This window comes from Metabacillus sp. FJAT-52054 (assembly GCF_037201815.1).
GTDB classification, from domain to species: Bacteria; Bacillota; Bacilli; order Bacillales; family Bacillaceae; genus Metabacillus_B; species Metabacillus_B sediminis.
Genome location: NZ_CP147407.1, coordinates 2,627,810 through 2,649,436, shown reverse-complemented (window position 1 = coordinate 2,649,436; position 21,627 = coordinate 2,627,810). Strand labels below are relative to the sequence as shown.

The window sequence follows — 21,627 nt, the reverse complement described above, 5'->3', positions numbered from 1 at the left end:
CCTGTTTCCACATTAGTATAAGGGAAACTAGAAAAAAAATCCATCCTGCGCATGTAAAAAGATCTGCTGATTAGAAGATCTTAACAGCGATACTCTGCTGCTTTAAACACAAAATAGAAGAAGTAGATGCGGCATCGTTTTTTTGCAGAATGAACCCGGGACCTGCAGAAGAACGTTTATCATATATGGATGGAGGGGTTTCATCCCTCCTCCGTTTCATAGAAGATTTGGCGTTCTTCATCTTGCCAAACAGAGAGAAACTCTTTACGATGAGTGTAGAGTTTTTTTACATAGGAGCTGGATCATTGTGCTGCAGTTTTGGAAACGGATCAATACTAAAAAACTGTCTCCGGTTTATTTACTGATCGGGACAGAAACATATCTTATGGAACAATCGGTGAAAAAATTGATAGCCGCTGCTCTCCAAGAAGATGAGAAGGATTTTAATTTCTCTATTTATGATATGGAAGAAACAGCTGTCGAAACGGCTATTGAAGATGCCGAAACTCTTCCTTTTATGGGAGAAAAACGGGTGGTTCTCCTTAAGAATCCGTCATTTCTAACGGGAGAAAAGAAAAAAGAAAAAATAGAGCACAATACAGAGAGATTTGAGCAATACCTTAAAGAACCCGCCCCCTATACTGTTTTAATCGTACAAGCTCCATATGAAAAATTAGACGAGCGCAAAAAGATTTCAAAGGCCTTAAAGAAGAATGCTGTGATCGGTGAGGCTAAATCTTTATCGGAACAAGAGCTCATCCAATGGACGCATACCCTGGCTGCGGCAGAGGAAACAGAGCTGGAATCTGATGCAGCAGAACACCTCGTTTCCTTAACGAGCGGAAGTCTGATGATGATGGATCAGGAGATTCACAAGCTTTCTGCTTATACCGGACCAGGAGGGGTCATTACCAAATCACTTGTGGACGAGCTGACTGCGAGAACTCTTGAACAAAATATTTTTGAATTGATTAATCATGTGACTGCTAGAAAAGCAGACCTCGCTCTTCAAGTCCTCCACGATTTATTGAAGGCAAATGAAGAACCGATAAAAATTCTTTCCCTTATTTCCTCGCAATTCCGTCTGATTCTCCAAGTGAAGCAGCTGAGTGCAGGAGGTTATGGCCAGCCGCAGATTGCCAGTACGTTAAAGGTGCATCCTTTTAGAATAAAGCTCGCTGCACAGCAGGCATCGTCGTTTTCTGAAGAAGAACTAAAGCAGTTGATGAAGCGTCTTGCCGATGCAGATTACGGGATGAAAACAGGCGGGATGGAAAAGGTATTAATTTTGGAGCTGTTCTTAATACAGCTTGCAAAGCCGCGAAAATAATCGATTAAATTTCCTTTAGCCTGGGTATTAAGGGAATGCCTGTTGCTTATGCTTATTGAAGCGAAGAAAAGTGAGGCAGGAGCGGGCATGCAGGTAAGCAGTGCAGGCGATTTGCTGCGGGGGTGAACGCGAATCCTCCATGTAGAATACAGCTGTATCCCAGCATAGGCTGTGAAAAGCACAAAGAAAAGAGGGCCGGCGATATGCCGGCCCTCTTTGTTCTTTGCTTACGCGGACAATCCGTTAACTTGTTTAGTCAAACGGGATTTGTAGCGAGAAGCAGTGTTTTTGTGGATGATTCCGCTTTGAGCAGCTTTGTCAATTCTTTTAGCAGCTTCTTGAAGAGCAGTTTTTGCATTGTCAGCATCGTTGTTAACAACTAGTGACTCAACTCTTTTGATTGCAGTACGCATAGAAGACTTAAGTGTTGCGTTATGAGCGCGGCGCTGATCATTTGTTTTTACACGTTTAATAGCAGATTTAATATTTGGCATCCGATTCACCTCCTAAAAAAAAGCAATCGAGATCTATTTAACTCGATATTATTTCCAACATAGAGAACAAGAGATATTTTATCAGACCCCGCACGGTTATGCAATACCTCTGACAAGGAATTTTCGTTGATAGCTTACTTTCAGAATGGCTGCCCTCCTAATTGGAAAAAATAAAACCAGGACAATCATCAGGAGGGAAAATAATGAGTGATTCGATTGATTTAGGAAAGTATACGGTCCGTACAGATCTTGCAATTGAAGCAAGGGACCTTGCCCTTGAACAGCAGGAAAAAAGCCAGGCTCAGCCTAATCCTTCAAATCAGGGCGAAGTGAAGGGGATCGTGGTTAAGGAGCGTACAGAGGGGGAAATTAAGCTTACTTCTGTAGAAATAAATAAAGAAGGTGAAGAGGCTACAGGTAAAAAGGCCGGCAATTATTTAACCATTCAGGCAGACGGAATCAGACAAAAGGATACAGATCTCCAGCAGGAGGTAATCGAAGTATTTGCAAGGGAATTCAGCAAATTTATTGAAAACCTCGGAATTAAGAAAGAGGCCTCATGCCTGATTGCGGGTTTAGGGAACTGGAATGTTACACCCGACGCACTTGGACCGATTGCAGCAGAAAATCTTCTTGTGACGAGGCATTTATTTGAGCTTCAGCCTGAAAATGTCCAAGAGGGCTACCGTCCAGTCAGCGTCATCTCTCCTGGAGTAATGGGACTTACGGGAATTGAAACGAGCGACATTATTTTAGGGGTTGTCAATCGGATTAAGCCTGATTTTATTATTGCAATTGATGCGCTTGCGGCAAGATCAATTGAGCGGGTAAACGCGACGATTCAAATCTCGGATACAGGGATCCACCCGGGATCGGGCGTAGGAAACAAACGAAAAGAATTAAGCGTGGAAACACTTGGAATTCCAGTGATTGCAATTGGTATACCGACCGTGGTGGACGCAGTCACCATTGCGAGCGATACCATCGATTATATACTGAAGCATTTTGGCAGAGAGATGACACAGGGAGACCGTCCATCCAGGTCGCTCGTTCCAGCGGGAATGTCTTTTGGCGAGCGCAAAAAATTAAATGAAGAAGATCTTCCCGGAGAGGAACATCGCCAAACTTATTTAGGGATTATCGGAACGCTCCCTGAGGAAGAAAAGCGGGCACTCATTCAGGAAGTGTTAAATCCTCTTGGTCATAATCTGATGGTTACACCAAAGGAAGTGGACGTATTTATCAGTGATATGGCCAATGTCATTGCGAGCGGCTTAAATTCTGCTCTCCATGGCCAAATTGGACATGATAATAGAGGCACCTACACACACTAGCAATTTGGTTCTAACTCTCGCAAATGGTCCATAGAATGTATAAGACATTCTGCGAGAGGACGGATATGCATGAAACGGACAAGCACAGCCCCTATCATGGCAATTAACGGGACAAGCATTAAAAAATTGTTTATATCGGCCTTTTTGGGCCTTGTATTTATTTTTGTTTTGTCGGGCGTCCTTACTTCATTAAAGCCCCAATACCGACCAGCTTCAACTTCCATTCACAGCCTCGCAGACGGTATTGCGGGCGAAGCATTCGTTTATTTACTGGGAACTGAGAATCATTACTTTACACAAGTGCTGCCGGAGGAAAGCAAGCCCGCTGATTGGTCATCCATGTTTTTGAAGCTCGCTGCAAGTATAAATCTGAATGATCCGCGGAGTTTGCTTGGAAGGGAGCTTCCCGGGTTTTCTTTATATGACAGTGAAATCATTGTTGCGGGTGAAGGCGGCAATTATAGTACGATTATTCCTTTTGAATCCGCACCTCCCGAAGAAGTGCAGCTTCAGGAACGGGAAGCATCAATTGAGGAGCTCCGCAAGGCTTCGGCAAAGTCAGAGGGTACGGTTAAGCCTCCCGTCCATAGTACTGGAGAAAAGAAAGTGGTTTATATCTACAGCACACACAATACGGAATCCTACCTGCCTCTGTTTAAAAATCCATCCAAGGACCCTGACGATGCCTTCCACAAAAGTGCGAACGTCACTCTTGTTGGGAAGATGCTTGCCGATGAACTGGAGGCTCAAGGAGTCGGGACGCGTTTTGAGCAAAAGGATATCCAGAAAATTTTAAAGGACAGGAAAATGAAATATAGCCAGTCCTATACAGCAGCAAGACCTGTCGTACAGGAAGCGATGACTTCCGGAAAAGATCTTGCGTACCTGATTGATATTCACCGTGATTCCCGACCTCATGCTCAGACGACGGTATCGATAAAGGGAAAACCCTATGCTCAGCTTGTATTTGTAGTCGGAGGGAAAAATACGAATCGTGAAAAAAACATAGAATTGGCTAAAAGCCTTCATACTAAACTTTCTGAAAAATACCCCGGGCTCAGTAAAGGGGTAACATTGAAGATAAAAAATTCGAACGGGCTTTTCAATCAGGATTTATCCGGTAATTCACTTCTTATGGAATTTGGGGGAGTGGATAATAATATGGAAGAGTTGAGAAATACGACTAAGGCCGTTGCTGATGTTTTCAGCGAATTTTACTGGCAGGCAGAAAAAGTTCAGGCTGACGTCAAAACGGAGAAGAAATAATAAGACGGCGAGGGATTCAAAATGGGAAAATTTATGGTGAAATCCATCCTTACTGCAGCCCTTCTTTTCATTGGTGTCTTAATGGGTATGCAGCTTGCCGGGAACGGGATGAAAAATCTTCAGGGATATGATAATCCTGATATGAAAAGTGCTTTTACTGTTAAAAATGGCGGACAAAATCAGGACATAGAGGCCTCCGTTCTCGGCCAATCCATTACAAGTCATGACCTGGAAACGAAAAGAAAGCAGCTCGAAAGCATGGAAGCCTTCAATCCCTTGTCGGAGGCAGCTAAAGGAATTTCCTCTGGTATTGAAAACCTTTTTGGCAAACTGATTTCCGCCGTGAAGGGGGAAAAGGATAAAGAGTAAGCATGGGATTGTCTGGAAAGCAGTTTCAAAGTTGCTTCTTTTGCTTAAAAGCAGGCTGGTTTGGGAAGCCGCGCATCTTCCGCTCTAATCAGTCAATCCATAGTTGTTTAAAATACCTATATAAAACCCAACCCCCGGAATGTGCTGACAGCGTCCCGGGGGTTTAAATTTCAATGCATTTCCTCTCAGCCGGTCCTTTTAGACCAACCCTTTTTATTTGCAGCAAATCTGCTCCTTTCAAAACATTAGTTGAATGTTGAATTTCCAATTGATATAATCAATGCTAGCGCACTGCGCAGTTTTGTAGGAGTGATAGATGATCATGAATAATCCGGATAAATTTAAAAGACAGTCTAAAATTCGTAATTTCTCAATAATTGCCCATATTGATCACGGAAAATCCACTTTAGCAGACAGGATCCTTGAGAAGACTTCGGCCATCACTCAACGGGAAATGAAAGCACAGCTTTTGGATTCAATGGATCTTGAACGGGAACGTGGAATAACGATTAAATTGAATGCCGTTCAGCTTACATATAAAGCTAAGGATGGCGAAGAATATATTTTCCACTTGATTGACACCCCTGGCCATGTCGATTTCACTTATGAAGTATCCCGAAGCCTTGCAGCATGCGAAGGTGCCGTGCTCGTTGTCGATGCAGCACAGGGAATTGAAGCTCAGACTCTTGCCAACGTGTATTTGGCGCTCGACAATAACCTTGAAATACTTCCAGTCATCAACAAAATCGACTTGCCAAGCGCAGAGCCTGAACGTGTTCGCAAGGAAATTGAGGATGTTATAGGTCTTGATGCATCAGAAGCGGTTCTCGCATCCGCAAAAGCAGGGATCGGCATTGAAGAGATTCTGGAGCAGGTTGTAGAAAAGGTTCCGGCTCCTACAGGAGATCCTGAGGGTCCACTTCAAGCAATGATTTTTGATTCTTTGTATGATTCATATCGCGGCGTCGTTGCTTACATCAGGATTATGGAAGGTACCGTAAAAGTCGGACAGAAAATTAAAATGATGGCTACCGGTAAAGAATTTGAAGTGCTTGAGCTTGGTGTGTTCACGCCAAAAGCGGTCATGAAGGACGAGCTTACGGTAGGGGATGTTGGATTCCTTACAGCAGCCATCAAAAACGTCGGGGATACCCGTGTGGGTGATACCATTACCAGTGCGAAAAATGGTGCTGCCGAGCCGCTTCCAGGCTACCGCAGACTAAATCCGATGGTTTATTGCGGTCTTTATCCGATTGACACAGCCAAGTACAATGATTTACGGGAAGCGCTTGAAAAATTGGAATTGAATGATTCCGCACTTCAATATGAGCCGGAAACGTCACAGGCACTTGGCTTTGGTTTCCGCTGCGGATTCCTTGGACTTCTTCATATGGAAATCATCCAGGAGCGTATTGAACGTGAATTCAATATCGATTTAATTACCACAGCACCAAGTGTTATTTACACCGTGTTTTTGACAGATGGAGAAGAGCTTAGAATTGATAATCCGTCCAATATGCCTGATCCTCAGAAAATTGCCCGTGTAGAAGAGCCATATGTAAAAGCAACCGTTATGGTTCCAAATGATTATGTTGGAGCCGTTATGGAGCTTTGCCAGGGCAAACGCGGAATTTTTATTGACATGCAGTACCTGGATGAAATCCGAGTGAGCATCGTATATGAAATCCCGCTATCAGAAATTGTGTACGATTTCTTTGATCAGCTGAAGTCCAGTACAAAAGGATATGCTTCATTCGATTATGAACTAATTGGATATAAGGAATCCAAGCTCGTTAAAATGGATATCCTGCTTAATAACGAAACAATTGATGCTTTATCCTTTATCGTTCACCGCGACAGTGCATATGACAGAGGAAAAGTGATTGTAGAAAAATTAAAAGATCTCATCCCGCGCCAGCAGTTCGAGGTGCCTATTCAAGCAGCGATCGGTCAGAAAATTGTGGCTCGTTCTACCATTAAAGCTATGAGAAAGAACGTTCTGGCTAAATGTTACGGCGGAGACATTTCCCGTAAAAGAAAACTTCTTGAAAAACAAAAAGAAGGTAAAAAGCGCATGAAAATGGTTGGTTCTGTTGAGGTACCGCAGGAAGCGTTTATGGCCGTTCTTAAAATGGATGATAACTAAAAATGATAAGGGATGCCGCAGAATTTCTGCGGCATCTTCCATTAAAAAAGGAGAGTCCATCATGGTGAAAGCAGCCTATGTCCATATCCCATTCTGTGAATACATCTGCCATTACTGCGATTTTAATAAGATCTTCATCCAAAACCAGCCGGTGGAATTGTATCTTGACTATTTGCAAACGGAAATTGTCCGGGTAATGCAAACACACGATAAACAGGAGCTTGATACCATTTTTATCGGCGGAGGAACTCCGACAGCGTTGAATGAGGCACAGCTTACACAGCTTATGACTACAATCAGCCGTCACCTTCTTCCTTCAAATAAGAACATTGAGTTTACGGTTGAGGCAAACCCGGGGGATCTCTCCTACGAGAAAATGAGACTTCTTAAAAGCTTTGGAGTCAATCGGTTCAGTATAGGGGTCCAGAGTTTTGAAGACCGTCTGCTCGAGAAAATTGGCAGAGTGCACCGTAAGAACGACGTGCTTAGAACAGTCGAGGATGCGAAAAAAGCCGGATTTGATAATTTGAGCATTGATTTGATGTTTGGTCTTCCAGGACAGACTGCAGAAGATTTTGAACGAACGCTGGATTTGGCATTGGCTCTTGATGTTCAGCATTTTTCCGCCTATTCGCTGATTATTGAACCAAAAACCGTATTTTATAATCTTGTGCAAAAAGGCAGGCTTCCTCTGCCCCCTCAGGAAGAAGAAGCTCGCATGTATGAGCTTTTAATGTCCAGAATGGAGCAAGCCGGCTTTAATCAATATGAAATCAGCAACTTTTCCCTGCCCTTTATGGAAAGCCTGCACAACCTGACATACTGGAATAATGAAGAATATTTTGGTTTTGGCGCAGGAGCTCACGGGTACGTAAATGGGATGAGGGAAGTAAATGCCGGTCCTTTGAAGAAGTACATGGCATTGATTGATGAGTCGGGTTCCCCTATTACGACAAGGCATAAAGTAACGGAAGCTGAACGAATGGAAGAAGAGCTATTCCTCGGTCTTCGTAAAACTGCAGGTGTCAGCAAGCAAGTATTTAAACAAAAATTCGGTCAGGAACTGACGGATGTTTTTAAAAGCCCAATAAACGAGCAAAAGCAAAAAGGACTCCTTGAAGAAGATGAGTCAAGCATCTTTCTTTCCGTTCAGGGCAGGCTTCTCGGCAATGAGGTGTTCCAGTCATTTATAGGGCTTTCTTAACCGCAGGCATGGTAAAGCCATGTGCTGTTTTAAAAAGACCTGTTTATTGGAGCGGAAAGGGAACGCCTTCTGAAGAAATCAACAGTCAAGTGTAACAGAGCTAAACCATAAAAAAAGAAGACTTTTGAATTGACTTTTCTTTTCTGTTTTGATAATTTGTAAATAGTATTAGCACTCAGCGACTACGAGTGCTAACAGAGGTGATGACAGATGCTAACTAATCGTCAATTGCTGATTTTGCAGGTAATTGTTGATGACTTCATCCAGTCAGCTCAGCCTGTCGGTTCCAGAACCCTGTCCAAGAAAGAAGAGATATCTTTTAGCTCAGCTACCATTCGGAATGAAATGGCAGATCTCGAAGAATTGGGCTTTATTGAAAAACCGCACACTTCTTCAGGACGTATACCTTCAGAGAAAGGCTACAGGTATTACGTTGATCATCTGCTGTCTCCTAAAAGACTGGCAAGCAATGAGGTTCGAATGATCAAATCTCTTTTTGAGGAAAAGATCTTTGAACTGGAGAAAATGGTCCAGAAGTCTGCTCAGATTCTTTCTGATATGACCAGCTACACGACCATTGTGCTTGGGCCAAAAGTGAATGAAAATCAGCTTAAACACTTGCAAATCATCCCAATCAGCGAAAATGCTGCGGTTGCTATAATGGTGACGAATACGGGACATGTTGAAAGCAGACCGATTTCCCTTCCTGAAGGCATACGTCCAGGCGATTTGGAAAAAGTCGTCAATATCCTTAATGAACGACTATCAGGGGTTTCACTTTCTGAACTTAAGGATAAAATGTACAAGGAAGTAGCCAGTCTATTAAAAACGCATATTGAGAATTATGGAATGTTCCTTCAAAGCTTTGAGGACAGTCTGCTGCCGAAGAATCACCAGGAAAAGCTGTTTTTCGGCGGAAAAACCAATATGCTGAATCAGCCGGAATTCAGTGACCTTGAAAAGGTGAAAACTCTTTTAAGGATGATTGATGAGGAACGGCTGTTTTATAAATTACTGAGCAGCAAAGATTCCGGACTATCTATTTCAATTGGGAAAGAGAATCAGATTACTGCGATGGAATACTGCAGTCTGATTACTGCTGATTATTCAATTGATGAAAAGAAAATCGGGACAATTGCCATACTGGGTCCTACCAGGATGGAATATTCAAGAGTTGTCAGTTTGCTCCAAAAAGTTGCAGGCGGACTTTCAAAAGCCATGTCCGATCAGTATTACAGCTGAAGATGAGTTTGCTTTTTTAACTCAGCTTTTTATTAAACGTATGCTGCTTATGTGCAGGCCGTTTATTCTATCCGCACCCTATGCAGTTTCCTGACATCAGAATTTGCGAAATCGGCCTGAAAAAAGAAGGATGGGGACTGGCAAAACCCATCCCCTTTCTCATGCATTTAAGGGAGGTGAAAGATTGTGGAAAATGAAAAAGATCTAAATGAACGTGATTTAGCAAAAGAAGCAGAAGAAAAATCCGCTCTTTCAGAAGAGGAGATTCTTTCTCAGGAAGAAACAGCAGAAGCTGAGCCTGAAACGGACGAGCTAAGCGAAGCGAGAGAGAAGATTGCTTCCCTTGAATCACAAGTTGAGGAATCTGAAAGCAAGCTGCTCCGCGTACAGGCAGATTTTGAGAACTATAAGCGCAGAGCAAGAATGGATGCTGAATCCGCCCAAAAATACCGCGCGCAAAATCTGATTTCTGAAATTCTTCCGGCATTGGATAACTTTGATAGAGCTCTTAAGGTAGAAGCTTCTGATGAACAAACTAAATCTATTCTTCAAGGAATGGAAATGGTTCACCGTCAGCTCGTCCAAGCTCTGAAAAGTGAAGGTGTAGAGGAAATCGAGACTGTAGGAAAAACATTCGATCCTCATTTGCATCAGGCTGTTATGCAGGGTGAAGAAGAGGGATTTGAACCAAATACGGTCATTGAAGAGTTTCAAAAGGGCTATAAATTGAAAGACCGGGTTATTCGACCGTCCATGGTAAAAGTAAGTCAATAAGCGTACATAACTTGAGGAGGTAGCATTATGAGCAAAATTATCGGGATTGACTTAGGTACAACAAACTCTTGTGTGGCTGTTCTCGAAGGCGGAGAACCAAAAGTAATCCCTAATCCAGAGGGCAACCGTACAACACCATCCGTTGTATCCTTCAAAAATGGAGAACGTCAAGTAGGGGAAGTGGCAAAGCGCCAGGCTATTACAAACCCTAACACGATCATGTCTGTTAAGCGCCATATGGGAACAGATTACAAAGTAGAAGCAGAAGGCAAAAACTTTACACCTCAGGAAATTTCAGCTGTCATTCTTCAGCACTTAAAGTCCTATGCTGAAAGCTATCTTGGCGAGCCGGTTACAAAAGCTGTTATTACAGTTCCTGCTTATTTCAACGATGCAGAACGTCAGGCTACAAAGGATGCCGGCCGAATTGCGGGTCTTGAAGTTGAACGTATTATCAATGAACCGACTGCTGCAGCACTTGCTTACGGACTTGATAAACAGGATGAAGATCAAACGATCCTTGTTTATGATCTTGGCGGCGGTACATTTGATGTATCTGTTCTTGAACTGGGAGACGGTGTGTTCGAAGTACGCTCGACTGCAGGTGATAACCGCCTTGGAGGAGACGATTTTGACCAAGTAATTATCGATCACTTAGTAGCTGAATTTAAAAAAGAAAATGGTATTGATCTTTCTAAAGATAAAATGGCGCTTCAGCGTTTGAAAGATGCAGCGGAAAAAGCGAAGAAAGATTTATCTGGTGTATCTTCCACTCAGATTTCTCTTCCGTTTATCACTGCTGGTGAAGCTGGACCTCTTCACTTGGAACTTAACCTTTCAAGAGCGAAATTTGAAGAACTTTCTTCAGATCTTGTAGAACGTACGATGGCTCCTGTGCGCCAGGCACTTCAGGATGCTGGTATCTCAAGAGACGAACTTGATAAAGTAATCCTTGTTGGGGGTTCTACACGAATTCCTGCTGTACAGGATGCAATCAAAAAAGAAACTGGCAAAGAGCCGCATAAAGGTGTTAATCCGGATGAAGTAGTAGCACTTGGCGCTTCCATTCAAGGCGGTGTGATCACAGGAGACGTTAAGGATGTCGTTCTTCTTGATGTAACACCTCTATCTCTGGGAATTGAAACAATGGGCGGTGTATTCACAAAGCTTATTGACCGCAATACGACAATTCCAACAAGCAAATCACAAACCTTCTCAACGGCGGCAGACAGCCAAACAGCAGTTGACATCCATGTGCTTCAAGGTGAGCGCCCGATGTCAGCAGACAACAAAACACTTGGCCGCTTCCAGCTTACGGATATCCCGCCGGCACCAAGAGGTGTACCTCAAATCGAAGTGAGCTTCGATATTGATAAAAACGGTATCGTAAACGTTCGTGCGAAGGATCTTGGTACAAACAAAGAACAAACAATTACAATCAAATCTTCTACTGGTTTAAGCGATGATGAAATCGACCGCATGGTTAAAGAAGCGGAAGAAAATGCCGATGCGGACAAAAAACGCAAAGAAGAAGTAGAAGTGCGCAATGAAGCGGATCAGCTTGTTTTCACTACTGAAAAAACACTGAAAGACCTTGAAGGCAAAGTGGACGAAGCAGAAGTGAAAAAAGCTAACGATGCGAAAGATGCGCTCAAAGCAGCGATTGAGAAAAACGAGATTGAAGAAATCAAAGCGAAAAAAGATGAGCTTCAAGAAATCGTTCAGCAGCTGTCAATGAAGCTTTATGAAGAAGCAGCTAAACAGCAGCAAGCTCAAGACGGCGGTTCCGCTAAGCAAGATGACAATGTAGTGGACGCAGATTTTGAGGAAGTTGACGACAACGATAAAAAATAAACTGTTTTCGACCCAGAAAAGTCAAAGTCAGGCTTGCCTTGACTTTGACTTTTTTTACGAACAGAAAAGAACGGAAAAAGCGGTACTTTAATAAGATGCAAAAACAAGGAATGGGCGGACATCAAAAAACGGTCTGTTGGAGGTCTGCACGACGCAGGTCAGCTCTGCGCTGTGACAGGACGCCGCGCCTTTAGCAGAACTTCTATTCTGGCCTGAACAAGCCGCCTCCGCTTTTCTTTATTGTCTAGCTGCGGGCGCTGTGCCGCAGGGTCATTTCGCTTTCTCGGTCGAGGGCCTTCAGGATGAAGGCTCGTTCAGCGTTGCGACAGGACGTCGCGCCTTTAGCAGAACTTACATTCTGGCATGAACAAGCCGCCTCCGCTTTTCTTTATTGTCTAGCTGCGGCGGCTAGTCCCTCGGACGCTTCGCTGGCCCTGTCAAAGTCAAAAAGCGACTTTGTCAGTTCCAGCTCCACCGTCTGTCGGGCCTGAACGAGCCGCCTCCGCTTTTCTTTATTGCTACAATGTGCTTTAAAATGATACAATTTACTTTATGTGAGAATTCGGGAGTGAGAGGATTATGAGTAAGCGAGACTACTATGATGTACTTGGCGTCGGCAAGGATGCTTCGAAAGAGGAGGTCAAGCGCGCCTACCGTAAGCTTTCGAAACAATACCATCCGGACATTAATAAAGAGGCAGATGCCGATCAAAAATTTAAAGAGATAAAAGAAGCATATGAAATCTTAAGCGATGATCAGAAGCGCGGCCATTATGATCAATTCGGCCATACGGATCCGAATCAGGGATTTGGCGGATTCGGCGGACAAGGCGGAGACTTTGGCGGCGGATTTGGCTTTGATGATATTTTCAGTTCTATTTTTGGCGGAGGCGGAGGCCGGAGAAGAGATCCGAATGCCCCGCGTCAGGGAGCTGATCTGCAATACACCATGTCATTGAAGTTTGAAGAAGCGGCATTTGGATTGGAAAAGGAAATTGAAATTCCTAGAGATGAAGCGTGTGATACTTGTCACGGCTCAGGTGCTAAACCCGGAACATCTCCGGAAACCTGTTCACACTGCGGAGGTTCAGGTCAGCTGAATGTTGAGCAGAATACACCATTTGGCCGTATCGTTAACCGCAGAGTCTGTCATTATTGCAGTGGTACTGGAAAAATGATTAAGCATAAATGCTCCACATGCGGCGGCAATGGAACAGTGAAGAAACGCAGAAAAATCAAAGTAAACATTCCGGCAGGCGTGGATGACGGGCAGCAGCTTCGCGTTTCAGGGCAAGGCGAACCGGGAATCAATGGCGGGCCGGCAGGAGATTTATATGTCGTATTCCAAATACAGGAGCATGATTTCTTTGAGCGTGATGGAGACGATGTATATTGTGAAATGCCTCTAACGTTTGCCCAAGCAGCATTAGGGGATGAAATTGAAGTTCCAACTCTTCAGGGGAAAGTGAAGCTGAAGGTTCCTGCTGGAACACAAGCTGGTACTAAATTCCGTCTGAAAGGAAAAGGAATACCGAACGTCAGAGGATACGGACAAGGGGACCAGCATATTGTTGTGCGGGTTGTTACACCTACAAACCTCACTGAAAAGCAAAAAGAACTGATTAGAGAATTTGCTGAAATAACCGGCAACCTGCCTGATGAGAATGAAGAAAGTTTCTTCGATAAAGTAAAACGAGCAATTAAAGGCGATTAATATATGAAGGAGTTGGCAGAGGATGAAATGGTCAGAAATCAGTATCCATACAACACAAGAAGCAGTAGAACCAATCTCTAACATACTACACGAAGCTGGAGCGAGCGGTGTCGTAATCGAAGATCAAATGGACCTGCTAAAGGAAAGAGAAAGTGTGTATGGAGAAATCTACCATCTCGATCCTCTTGACTACCCTGCTGAGGGGGTCATCATTAAGGCCTATCTGCCAATGAACAGCTTTTTAGCCGAAACGGTTGAAGGAATTACAAACTCTATTGAGGGATTATCTCAGTATGGGATTAATCTGGGATCAAAGCAGCTCAAGACGAACGAAGTGAACGAAGAAGACTGGGCTACTGCATGGAAAAAATATTACCACCCTGTAAAAATATCAGAAAAATTCACCATCGTTCCTACCTGGGAAGAGTATGAGCCTGTTCATTCCGATGAACTCATTATTGAACTTGATCCTGGTATGGCTTTTGGAACGGGTACGCATCCGACAACCGTTCTATGCATTCAGGCCTTAGAGCGTACGGTCAAAAAAGGTGACAAGGTAATTGATATTGGAACTGGCTCAGGTGTACTCAGTATCGCTTCTGCATTGTTGGGCGCTGAAGCTGTTCGTGCGATGGATTTAGATCCAGTGGCAGTTGAAAGTGCTAGGCAAAATACAGTCCTTAACAAAGTGAATGGAAAGGTTGAAGTTTTTCAAAACGACTTGCTTTCCGGAATTTCCGAACAAGCAGATGTCATCGTAGCGAATATATTGGCCGAGGTTATCTTGAAGTTTACAGATGAAGCTTACAACCTCGTAAAAGAGGGCGGATGGTTCATTACTTCCGGCATCATTCTTAATAAGAAAAATGATGTGAGAGACGCGCTTATTAAGGCGGGGTTTGAGATTTCGGAAACGGTTGTCATGGAAGACTGGGTTGCTTTTATAGCAAGAAAAAGCGAACAAAGTGCCATCTGATTTTTACAGTTAACGGGGCCGGCTCTTTTAGTCGCCCCTTTCAATTTTCAGTACCTGCGGGTGGAGGGATTATGATGCAGCGTTATTTTATCGATACACCAAGAAGTGAAATTGGATCCTCTATAAAAGCGGCAGGCGACGATTTTCATCATATGATCAAGGTTATGCGGATGAGAGAGGGAGATTCGATCATCTGGGTGACTTCGGATGGAGAGGAAGCATTATGCACTCTGGCAGAACCGGGTCAACATGATGCAGATTGCCATGTGTCAGAATGGGTGACAGAGAATAAAGAACTGCCGGTACACGTTACAATTGCATGCGGGCTGCCTAAAGGGGATAAACTGGATTTAATTATCCAGAAAGGGACAGAGCTCGGTGCTCGGATGTTTATCCCTTTTAATGCGGCTCGTTCTGTAGTAAAATTGGATGACAAAAAATCCAAGAAGAAAGCCGAACGCTGGCAGAAGATAGCAAAGGAAGCAGCCGAACAGTCCTATCGAAATCGTATTCCATCCGTAAAAAATCCGGTTTCTCTAAAAGAACTTGTTCAGATATCAAAAGAGTATGATGTGAAAATTGCAGCATATGAAGAATCAGCAAAAAAAGGGGAAAAGAGCAGTTTCTCAAAAGCTCTTGAACAGCTGTCCGCGGGGCAGTCACTGCTTGTTGCAACAGGACCTGAAGGCGGATTTACGCTTGAAGAAATTGACTTTCTTCAGGAGCAGGGCTTCATAACAGCAGGCTTTGGACCGAGGATTTTAAGGACTGAAACCGCTCCGCTCTATGCACTTGCAGCGGTTTCCTACCATTTTGAATTGATGAGGTGAAGATATATGGCATCCGTTGCGTTTCATACATTAGGCTGTAAAGTGAACCATTATGAAACCGAAGCCATTTGGCAGCTTTTTAAAGAAGCTGGCTATGAGAGGAAAGAATTTGAAAGTTCAGCAGACGTTTATGTCATTAATACATGCACGGTTACAAATACAGGGGATAAAAAGAGCCGCCAGGTCATTCGCCGGGCGATTCGAAAAAATCCAGACGGTGTTATTTGTGTTACAGGGTGCTATGCTCAGACATCACCGGCAGAAATTATGGCCATCCCTGGTGTGGACATCGTTGTCGGTACACAGGATCGGGTGAAAATGCTTGATTACATTTCCCAGTATCGCGAAGAAAGACAGCCGATTAATGGTGTAAGCAATATTATGAAAGCAAGAACCTATGAAGAACTCGATGTACCGGCATTTACCGATCGCACAAGAGCTTCATTAAAAATCCAGGAAGGCTGCAACAACTTTTGCACGTTTTGCATCATTCCATGGGCCCGGGGACTAATGCGCTCCAGAGATCCTGAAGAAGTGATTAAACAAGCTCAGCAGCTTGTGGATTCAGGCTACAAGGAAATTGTTTTGACTGGAATTCATACCGGCGGTTATGGGGAAGACATGAAGGATTACAATTTTGCTGCCCTTTTGCGTGCACTGGATGAGCGGGTAGAGGGTCTGAAAAGAATCCGGATTTCTTCGATTGAAGCAAGTCAAATTACCGATGAAGTTATTGAGGTATTGGATCAATCAGATAAAATCGTCCGCCATTTGCATATTCCTATTCAATCTGCTTCAAATACCGTTCTGAAAAGAATGAGAAGAAAATATACGATGGAATTTTTTGCAGAAAGACTTGTCCGGCTGAAAAAGGCACTTCCTGGATTAGCAGTCACTTCCGATGTCATTGTTGGATTCCCTGGTGAAACAGAAGAAGAATTCATGGAAACATACAATTTTATTAATGAGCATAAATTCTCAGAACTGCATGTATTCCCTTATTCGAAGCGGACAGGCACTCCAGCGGCAAGAATGGAAGATCAAGTGGATGAAGAAGTGAAAAATGAGCGGGTTCACCGTCTAATTGAATTATCCGATCAGCTTGCGAAAGAATATGCGTCATCTTACGAAGGAGAAGTTTTAGAGGTGATTCCTGAAGAAGAGTACAAAGATGCACCTGGAAGCGGCTTATATGTGGGTTATACCGATAACTATTTAAAAGTTGTTTTTCAGGCTTCAGAAGAAATGGTTGGGCAAATTGTCCGCGTAAAAATCGAAAAGGCTGGTTATCCTTATAGTGAAGGCCAATTCGTCAGAGTTGTGGAAGAGCCAAAGGATACCATTCGCCTAAGCTCTTAAAAGATGCAGGAAATCCGGTTTTCGGATTTCTTTTTTTTAGGCAATCTGTAAGGGCATCTGCTCGCAATTTCAAAGCCCGATGCCTTGCAAAGCGCTTTGATTTTAAGGTAATGACTTCAGCGTCCTGTCTATGTATAATAGAGGAGGTAGGAAGTCAGACAACTAGTTGAGAGGGGTTTAAAATATGACTGAAAATATGGCAAAAATGATAGATCACACAGCACTAAAACCGGACACAACAAAGGCTCAGATTGAAAAACTTTGTGAGGAAGCAAAAGAATATCAATTCGCTTCTGTCTGTGTAAATCCAACATGGGTTGAAACATGCGCCCGTCTTTTAGAAGGTACAGATGTCAAAGTATGTACCGTTATCGGTTTTCCTCTAGGAGCTTCCACACCTGAAACAAAAGCATTCGAAACGAAGGATGCGATTGAAAAGGGTGCGGCAGAAGTAGATATGGTTATTAATATCGGTGCTCTCAAAGATGGAGATGCAGAACTGGTAGAAAAGGATATCCGTGCGGTAACAGAAGCAGCTAAAGGTAAAGCCTTAACAAAAGTAATCATTGAAACATGTCTTTTAACAGATGAAGAAAAAACACTTGCTTGCGAGCTTTCCGTTAAAGCCGGTGCCGACTTTGTCAAAACCTCTACTGGTTTCTCCACAGGAGGAGCAACGGTTGAAGACATCCGTCTGATGAGAAAAACAGTAGGTCCTGATCTGGGAGTTAAAGCATCTGGCGGAGTGCGTGACCGTGCTGGAGCAGACCTTATGATTGAGGCAGGGGCAACCCGAATTGGAGCAAGCGCCGGGATCAGCATTGTCAGTGGAGGAAGCTCTCAGTCTGATTATTAATTAAAAGGCTCTGTTAAAGCCTGGTGTTGATTTTAAGCCCTTGTTGATTGGAGTGGAAGGCGCGAGACTCCGTGCTAAGAGCAGCGGGACAGGTGAGACCCCGCAGGCGCGAAGCGGCGAGGAGGCTCACCGCCCGCCCAAGGATAAGCGAACGCCTGCTAACTGCAATCAACAGCCAAGTTTAACAAAGCTAATTAAAAAGCGATAACTCAAGCTTTAAAGCGAATTTTGGTTGACCATTTCCTCCTATTATATTATAATGGCAAAGTACATGTTTAAAATAAGCATGACAACTTTGAAGCATTCGTCGATTGGTGTATTCGGAGGGAGGGAAATAGCATGTCTAAAACAGTAGTTAAGAAAAATGAATCGCTTGAAGATGCTCTTCGCCGCTTTAAACGTTCCGTTTCAAAAACAGGCACGTTGCAAGAAGCAAGAAAGCGTGAATTTTATGAAAAACCTAGCGTAAAACGCAAAAAGAAATCAGAGGCGGCTAGAAAGCGCAAATTCTAAAAGAGGGTGTATTGCATGAGTCTTCTTGATCGTTTAAATCAGGACATGAAGCAAGCGATGAGAAATAAAGACAAAGACAGACTCACTGTTATACGAATGGTCAAGGCTTCCATGCAAAATGAAGCGATCAAGCTTAACAAATCCGAGTTGTCTGAAGAAGAGGAATTAACCATCCTCTCTCGCGAACTTAAACAACGTAAGGACTCCCTCCAGGAATTCAAAAACGCTGATCGTTCTGATTTGGTAGATAAACTTCAAGCTGAAATTGTGATCGTCAATGAGTACATGCCTGAACAGCTTTCAGATGAAGAATTGCTGGCCATCATCAATCATGCGATTGAAGAAACTGGCGCATCTTCCAAAGCTGATATGGGCAAGGTAATGGCTGCGATTATGCCTAAAGTAAAAGGCAAAGCAGATGGTTCCCTTGTCAATAAGCTCGTACAGCAGCAGCTATCATAATAATTAGCAAAACACCTTGCCATTCGGCGAGGTGTTTTTAGTTATTTGGATTTTCTTGTATTTTTCCAATAAACCTGAATCTTTTCCAATTTTAATACGTATATCCATTGAGGGGAACTGAAAGGGGGGATGACCAATCAGCCTGACGAAATATGCAAGCGTTTTAATTATCTTGTTAACAATTTGTATGGTGCCTGGTCCGAAAAATTCAGCAGTAGGCTCAGAAAATCAAAAAGTGCTGATAATTCCGGTTGAAAACGAGGTGGATTCCGTTCTCGCCGCGTTCATTGAACGAAGTATTCACCGTGCGGAAAAAGAACGTGTAAGTCAGATTGTGCTGGATATAAACACGCCTGGAGGATCACTGCAAGCTGCAATGAACATTTCAGAGCAGCTCAGAAAAACAAAAATTCCCACTGCATCCTATATTAATACGAGAGCTCTTTCAGCTGGTGCTTATATCGCATTAAGTACAGACTCCATTTACATTCGCAAGCAATCAAAAATGGGTGCCGCTGCCGTTATAAAAGGAAATGGAGGAGATGCTGATAAAAAGACACAGTCCTTTTGGCTTGCAGAGCTGAAAGAAACAGCCGAGAGCAGCGGGCGGGATCCGGTATATGCTCTTGCTATGGCGGATTCATCCATTGATCTTCCCAAATACAATGCCGGAAAGGGCAAACTGCTTACTCTGACCGGTAATCAAGCTCTGGAAGTAAATTATGCAGAAGGGGAGGCAGATTCGCTGGATGAAGTTTTCGCAGCACTGAATCTTTCCAAAGCCCATGTGGAAACAGCTAATATGAGCTTTGCAGACCATGCAGCACGATTTTTGACAAATCCTGCGATTATTCCCATACTTCTGACCATTGCCTTTTTAGGACTGCTTCTTGAATTGTATACTCCGGGATTTGGAGTATTCGGTTTTCTTGGATTATCAGCTCTCTTTTTATTTTTCTTTGGACACTTGGCTGCAGGCCTGGCCGGACTGGATGCTGTACTTTTCTTTATAATAGGGATTATCCTGCTGATTGCAGAGCTCTTTTTGCCAGGGGGAATTATTGGCCTTGCAGGGGCGGCTGCTATTGGCTACAGTTTGATCATTTCAGCGGATAATCCAGTCTGGATGGGTGTCTCAATTGGAATAGCAGCTGCAGTTTGTATCATTGCTTCCATCCTACTTACAAAGGTGTTTGGTAAAAAAATGAAATTTTTTAAAAAATTTATTTTAAATGATGCTGTGGATACGAAAAGCGGCTATATCTCTAATCGTTCCCGGGTGGAGCTAATAGGTAAAACCGGTATATGTCTAACTGCACTTCGTCCTACAGGTACTGTAGAAATTGACGGAGAGCGGGTAGATGCCGTATCAGAAGGAACATTTACCGAAAAAGGAAGACGAGTAAAGGTTGTTAAAACAGAAGGAATACGTGTTGTCGTAAGAGAAATAGAGTCTTAACTTTGACTGGAGGATAATTATGGATCCATCTACCTTATTAACAATAGGTTTAGTTGCTGCAGCAGTTATTTTACTGGGTATATTCTTTACGTTTGTACCGGTTATGCTCTGGATTTCCGCACTTGCTGCTGGAGTTGGGGTCAGTATTTTTACACTTATCGGAATGAGGCTGCGCCGTGTTACACCAAGCAGGGTTATTAATCCCCTTATTAAAGCACATAAAGCAGGTATCGGAGTAACCACTAATCAGCTGGAAAGTCATTACCTTGCAGGAGGCAACGTCGACCGGGTAGTCAACGCCCTGATTGCTGCTGAAAGGGCAAATATTGAATTAACGTTTGAAAGATGCGCGGCTATCGATCTTGCCGGGCGGGACGTTTTAGAAGCGGTACAAATGAGCGTAAACCCTAAAGTAATCGAAACTCCATTTATTGCAGGAGTGGCGATGGATGGAATTGAAATGAAGGCGAAAGCAAGGATCACAGTCAGAGCGAACATTGAGCGTTTAGTAGGCGGTGCTGGTGAAGAAACGATTATTGCAAGGGTAGGAGAAGGGATCGTTAGTACGATAGGGAGTTCGGATAATCATAAAAAAGTCCTTGAAAATCCAGACATGATTTCACAGACCGTTTTAAATAAAGGGCTGGATTCCGGTACCGCATTTGAGATTCTTTCAATTGACATTGCAGATGTGGATATTGGTAAAAATATCGGAGCCATCCTTCAAACAGACCAGGCTGAGGCAGACAAGAAAATTGCCCAGGCTAAAGCTGAGGAGCGCAGAGCAATGGCTGTTGCATCTGAACAGGAAATGAGAGCGAAGGTTGAAGAAATGCGTGCTAAGGTAGTAGAAGCAGAAGCTGCTGTTCCTCTTGCGATGGCAGATGCTCTCAAAAGCGGCAATATGGGTGTAATGGATTACTTGAATATCCAAAACCTGTCAGCTGATACGGATATGAGAGGATCCATCGGAAAAATGAACGGGCAGGAGGATGATTCTAAATAGTATAGGAGGCAGGCTTTCATGAATGGAATTGAATCGATCATTAATGCAATTGCAGATAATCCGATTGTATCAGCCGCTCTCATATGGGTGGTTGGTGCCATCTTTTCCAGAACCTTTAGAAGCGGCGATAAAAAAACTGAAAATCAGAAAAAGCCAAAGGAAAGGCCAGAGTCTTTTAAGGTTCAGGAAAAGCAGCTTCAAGAGTCTGTGCAAACCGTTTACGAAAGGGTGCAAAGGGAGATTAATAAGGAAAAAATAAAGAATAACCGCGGTTATGAGAAGGAACTAAGTGTAGTGAAGCTAAACAGGGCTTCAAATCATCAAAAAAAAGCGGCTCTGCAAAACCCTGCTGCTCAGGGGATCATATGGGCCGAAATCATAGGGAAACCGCGTTCTTTAAATCCACATCATACAAGACGGAGCAAATAAGACCATAAGAT

Annotated in this window: 20 protein-coding genes; 19 read left to right on the top strand and 1 reads right to left on the bottom strand. The window is 43.4% G+C overall.

Annotated elements, in window-relative coordinates; all coding sequences use genetic code 11:
- Nucleotides 1-304: 304 nt before the first annotated feature.
- On the top strand, nucleotides 305-1,330 hold the full coding sequence (gene holA, locus WCV65_RS13870; protein WP_338782298.1) for a DNA polymerase III subunit delta: 1,026 nt from the start codon (nucleotides 305-307) through the stop codon (nucleotides 1,328-1,330).
- A gap of 227 nt (nucleotides 1,331-1,557) precedes the next feature.
- Here the strand turns inward: holA and rpsT are convergent, their stop codons facing one another.
- Nucleotides 1,558-1,824, bottom strand: a complete 267-nt coding sequence (rpsT, locus tag WCV65_RS13865; RefSeq protein WP_035405160.1) for a 30S ribosomal protein S20 — start codon at nucleotides 1,822-1,824, stop codon at nucleotides 1,558-1,560.
- A gap of 203 nt (nucleotides 1,825-2,027) precedes the next feature.
- On the opposite strand from rpsT, the gene gpr reads away from it, so the two are divergent.
- The 18 genes from gpr to WCV65_RS13775 all read left to right on the top strand — a co-directional run bounded on the left by gpr (nucleotide 2,028) and on the right by WCV65_RS13775 (nucleotide 21,616).
- Nucleotides 2,028-3,158 (top strand): GPR endopeptidase, encoded by a 1,131-nt coding sequence (gene gpr, locus WCV65_RS13860; RefSeq protein ID WP_338777233.1) that lies wholly within the window; start codon nucleotides 2,028-2,030, stop codon nucleotides 3,156-3,158.
- A 69-nt stretch (nucleotides 3,159-3,227) separates the two neighbouring features.
- A complete protein-coding gene (locus WCV65_RS13855) occupies nucleotides 3,228-4,424 on the top strand; it encodes a stage II sporulation protein P (protein ID WP_035405158.1) in 1,197 nt (398 codons plus the stop codon).
- A 21-nt stretch (nucleotides 4,425-4,445) separates the two neighbouring features.
- A complete protein-coding gene (locus WCV65_RS13850) occupies nucleotides 4,446-4,793 on the top strand; it encodes a DUF3679 domain-containing protein (protein ID WP_338777230.1) in 348 nt (115 codons plus the stop codon).
- Between the two features lie 322 nt (nucleotides 4,794-5,115).
- Nucleotides 5,116-6,939, top strand: a complete 1,824-nt coding sequence (gene lepA / locus WCV65_RS13845; protein ID WP_035405373.1) for a translation elongation factor 4 — start codon at nucleotides 5,116-5,118, stop codon at nucleotides 6,937-6,939.
- Nucleotides 6,940-7,000: 61 nt separating this feature from the next.
- Nucleotides 7,001-8,143 (top strand): radical SAM family heme chaperone HemW, encoded by a 1,143-nt coding sequence (hemW, locus tag WCV65_RS13840; RefSeq protein WP_338777227.1) that lies wholly within the window; start codon nucleotides 7,001-7,003, stop codon nucleotides 8,141-8,143.
- Nucleotides 8,144-8,353: 210 nt separating this feature from the next.
- Nucleotides 8,354-9,385, top strand: coding sequence for a heat-inducible transcriptional repressor HrcA (gene hrcA, locus WCV65_RS13835; RefSeq protein ID WP_035405155.1), 1,032 nt, complete (start codon nucleotides 8,354-8,356; stop codon nucleotides 9,383-9,385).
- A gap of 186 nt (nucleotides 9,386-9,571) precedes the next feature.
- Entirely contained in the window at nucleotides 9,572-10,159 is a 588-nt protein-coding gene (grpE, locus tag WCV65_RS13830) for a nucleotide exchange factor GrpE (protein ID WP_338777223.1), read from the top strand.
- A 27-nt stretch (nucleotides 10,160-10,186) separates the two neighbouring features.
- Nucleotides 10,187-12,013 (top strand): molecular chaperone DnaK, encoded by a 1,827-nt coding sequence (gene dnaK, locus WCV65_RS13825; RefSeq protein ID WP_338777221.1) that lies wholly within the window; start codon nucleotides 10,187-10,189, stop codon nucleotides 12,011-12,013.
- Between the two features lie 579 nt (nucleotides 12,014-12,592).
- Nucleotides 12,593-13,726: a molecular chaperone DnaJ gene (dnaJ, locus tag WCV65_RS13820; protein ID WP_338777219.1), complete on the top strand. Its 1,134-nt coding sequence runs from the start codon at nucleotides 12,593-12,595 to the stop codon at nucleotides 13,724-13,726.
- 22 nt (nucleotides 13,727-13,748) lie between these two features.
- Nucleotides 13,749-14,702, top strand: coding sequence for a 50S ribosomal protein L11 methyltransferase (prmA, locus tag WCV65_RS13815; protein WP_338777217.1), 954 nt, complete (start codon nucleotides 13,749-13,751; stop codon nucleotides 14,700-14,702).
- Nucleotides 14,703-14,776: 74 nt separating this feature from the next.
- On the top strand, nucleotides 14,777-15,532 hold the full coding sequence (locus tag WCV65_RS13810) for a 16S rRNA (uracil(1498)-N(3))-methyltransferase (RefSeq protein ID WP_338777215.1): 756 nt from the start codon (nucleotides 14,777-14,779) through the stop codon (nucleotides 15,530-15,532).
- 6 nt (nucleotides 15,533-15,538) lie between these two features.
- On the top strand, nucleotides 15,539-16,891 hold the full coding sequence (gene mtaB / locus WCV65_RS13805) for a tRNA (N(6)-L-threonylcarbamoyladenosine(37)-C(2))-methylthiotransferase MtaB (protein ID WP_035405148.1): 1,353 nt from the start codon (nucleotides 15,539-15,541) through the stop codon (nucleotides 16,889-16,891).
- A 184-nt stretch (nucleotides 16,892-17,075) separates the two neighbouring features.
- A complete protein-coding gene (gene deoC, locus WCV65_RS13800; protein ID WP_035405147.1) occupies nucleotides 17,076-17,747 on the top strand; it encodes a deoxyribose-phosphate aldolase in 672 nt (223 codons plus the stop codon).
- Nucleotides 17,748-18,086: 339 nt separating this feature from the next.
- The gene (rpsU, locus tag WCV65_RS13795; RefSeq protein WP_009791389.1) at nucleotides 18,087-18,260 is read left to right on the top strand and encodes a 30S ribosomal protein S21; all 174 of its coding nucleotides are present in this window, start codon (nucleotides 18,087-18,089) and stop codon (nucleotides 18,258-18,260) included.
- 15 nt (nucleotides 18,261-18,275) lie between these two features.
- Nucleotides 18,276-18,722, top strand: a complete 447-nt coding sequence (locus WCV65_RS13790; protein ID WP_035405146.1) for a GatB/YqeY domain-containing protein — start codon at nucleotides 18,276-18,278, stop codon at nucleotides 18,720-18,722.
- Between the two features lie 235 nt (nucleotides 18,723-18,957).
- Entirely contained in the window at nucleotides 18,958-20,181 is a 1,224-nt protein-coding gene (locus WCV65_RS13785) for a nodulation protein NfeD (protein WP_338777205.1), read from the top strand.
- Nucleotides 20,182-20,200: 19 nt separating this feature from the next.
- Nucleotides 20,201-21,187 (top strand): flotillin-like protein FloA, encoded by a 987-nt coding sequence (floA, locus tag WCV65_RS13780; protein ID WP_338777203.1) that lies wholly within the window; start codon nucleotides 20,201-20,203, stop codon nucleotides 21,185-21,187.
- Between the two features lie 18 nt (nucleotides 21,188-21,205).
- A complete protein-coding gene (locus WCV65_RS13775) occupies nucleotides 21,206-21,616 on the top strand; it encodes a hypothetical protein (protein WP_338777201.1) in 411 nt (136 codons plus the stop codon).
- Nucleotides 21,617-21,627: the final 11 nt, after the last annotated feature.

What these genes read in the sequence shown, in the direction of transcription:
- rpsT (WP_035405160.1), bottom strand. Translation starts at nt 1,824, where the DNA reads ATGCCAAATATTAAATCTGCTATTAAACGTGTAAAAACAAATGATCAG.
- gpr (WP_338777233.1), top strand. Translation starts at nt 2,028, where the DNA reads ATGAGTGATTCGATTGATTTAGGAAAGTATACGGTCCGTACAGATCTT.
- WCV65_RS13855 (WP_035405158.1), top strand. Translation starts at nt 3,228, where the DNA reads ATGAAACGGACAAGCACAGCCCCTATCATGGCAATTAACGGGACAAGC.
- WCV65_RS13850 (WP_338777230.1), top strand. Translation starts at nt 4,446, where the DNA reads ATGGGAAAATTTATGGTGAAATCCATCCTTACTGCAGCCCTTCTTTTC.
- lepA (WP_035405373.1), top strand. Translation starts at nt 5,116, where the DNA reads ATGAATAATCCGGATAAATTTAAAAGACAGTCTAAAATTCGTAATTTC.
- hemW (WP_338777227.1), top strand. Translation starts at nt 7,001, where the DNA reads ATGGTGAAAGCAGCCTATGTCCATATCCCATTCTGTGAATACATCTGC.
- hrcA (WP_035405155.1), top strand. Translation starts at nt 8,354, where the DNA reads ATGCTAACTAATCGTCAATTGCTGATTTTGCAGGTAATTGTTGATGAC.
- dnaK (WP_338777221.1), top strand. Translation starts at nt 10,187, where the DNA reads ATGAGCAAAATTATCGGGATTGACTTAGGTACAACAAACTCTTGTGTG.
- dnaJ (WP_338777219.1), top strand. Translation starts at nt 12,593, where the DNA reads ATGAGTAAGCGAGACTACTATGATGTACTTGGCGTCGGCAAGGATGCT.
- prmA (WP_338777217.1), top strand. Translation starts at nt 13,749, where the DNA reads ATGAAATGGTCAGAAATCAGTATCCATACAACACAAGAAGCAGTAGAA.
- WCV65_RS13810 (WP_338777215.1), top strand. Translation starts at nt 14,777, where the DNA reads ATGCAGCGTTATTTTATCGATACACCAAGAAGTGAAATTGGATCCTCT.
- mtaB (WP_035405148.1), top strand. Translation starts at nt 15,539, where the DNA reads ATGGCATCCGTTGCGTTTCATACATTAGGCTGTAAAGTGAACCATTAT.
- deoC (WP_035405147.1), top strand. Translation starts at nt 17,076, where the DNA reads ATGACTGAAAATATGGCAAAAATGATAGATCACACAGCACTAAAACCG.
- rpsU (WP_009791389.1), top strand. Translation starts at nt 18,087, where the DNA reads ATGTCTAAAACAGTAGTTAAGAAAAATGAATCGCTTGAAGATGCTCTT.
- WCV65_RS13790 (WP_035405146.1), top strand. Translation starts at nt 18,276, where the DNA reads ATGAGTCTTCTTGATCGTTTAAATCAGGACATGAAGCAAGCGATGAGA.
- floA (WP_338777203.1), top strand. Translation starts at nt 20,201, where the DNA reads ATGGATCCATCTACCTTATTAACAATAGGTTTAGTTGCTGCAGCAGTT.
- WCV65_RS13775 (WP_338777201.1), top strand. Translation starts at nt 21,206, where the DNA reads ATGAATGGAATTGAATCGATCATTAATGCAATTGCAGATAATCCGATT.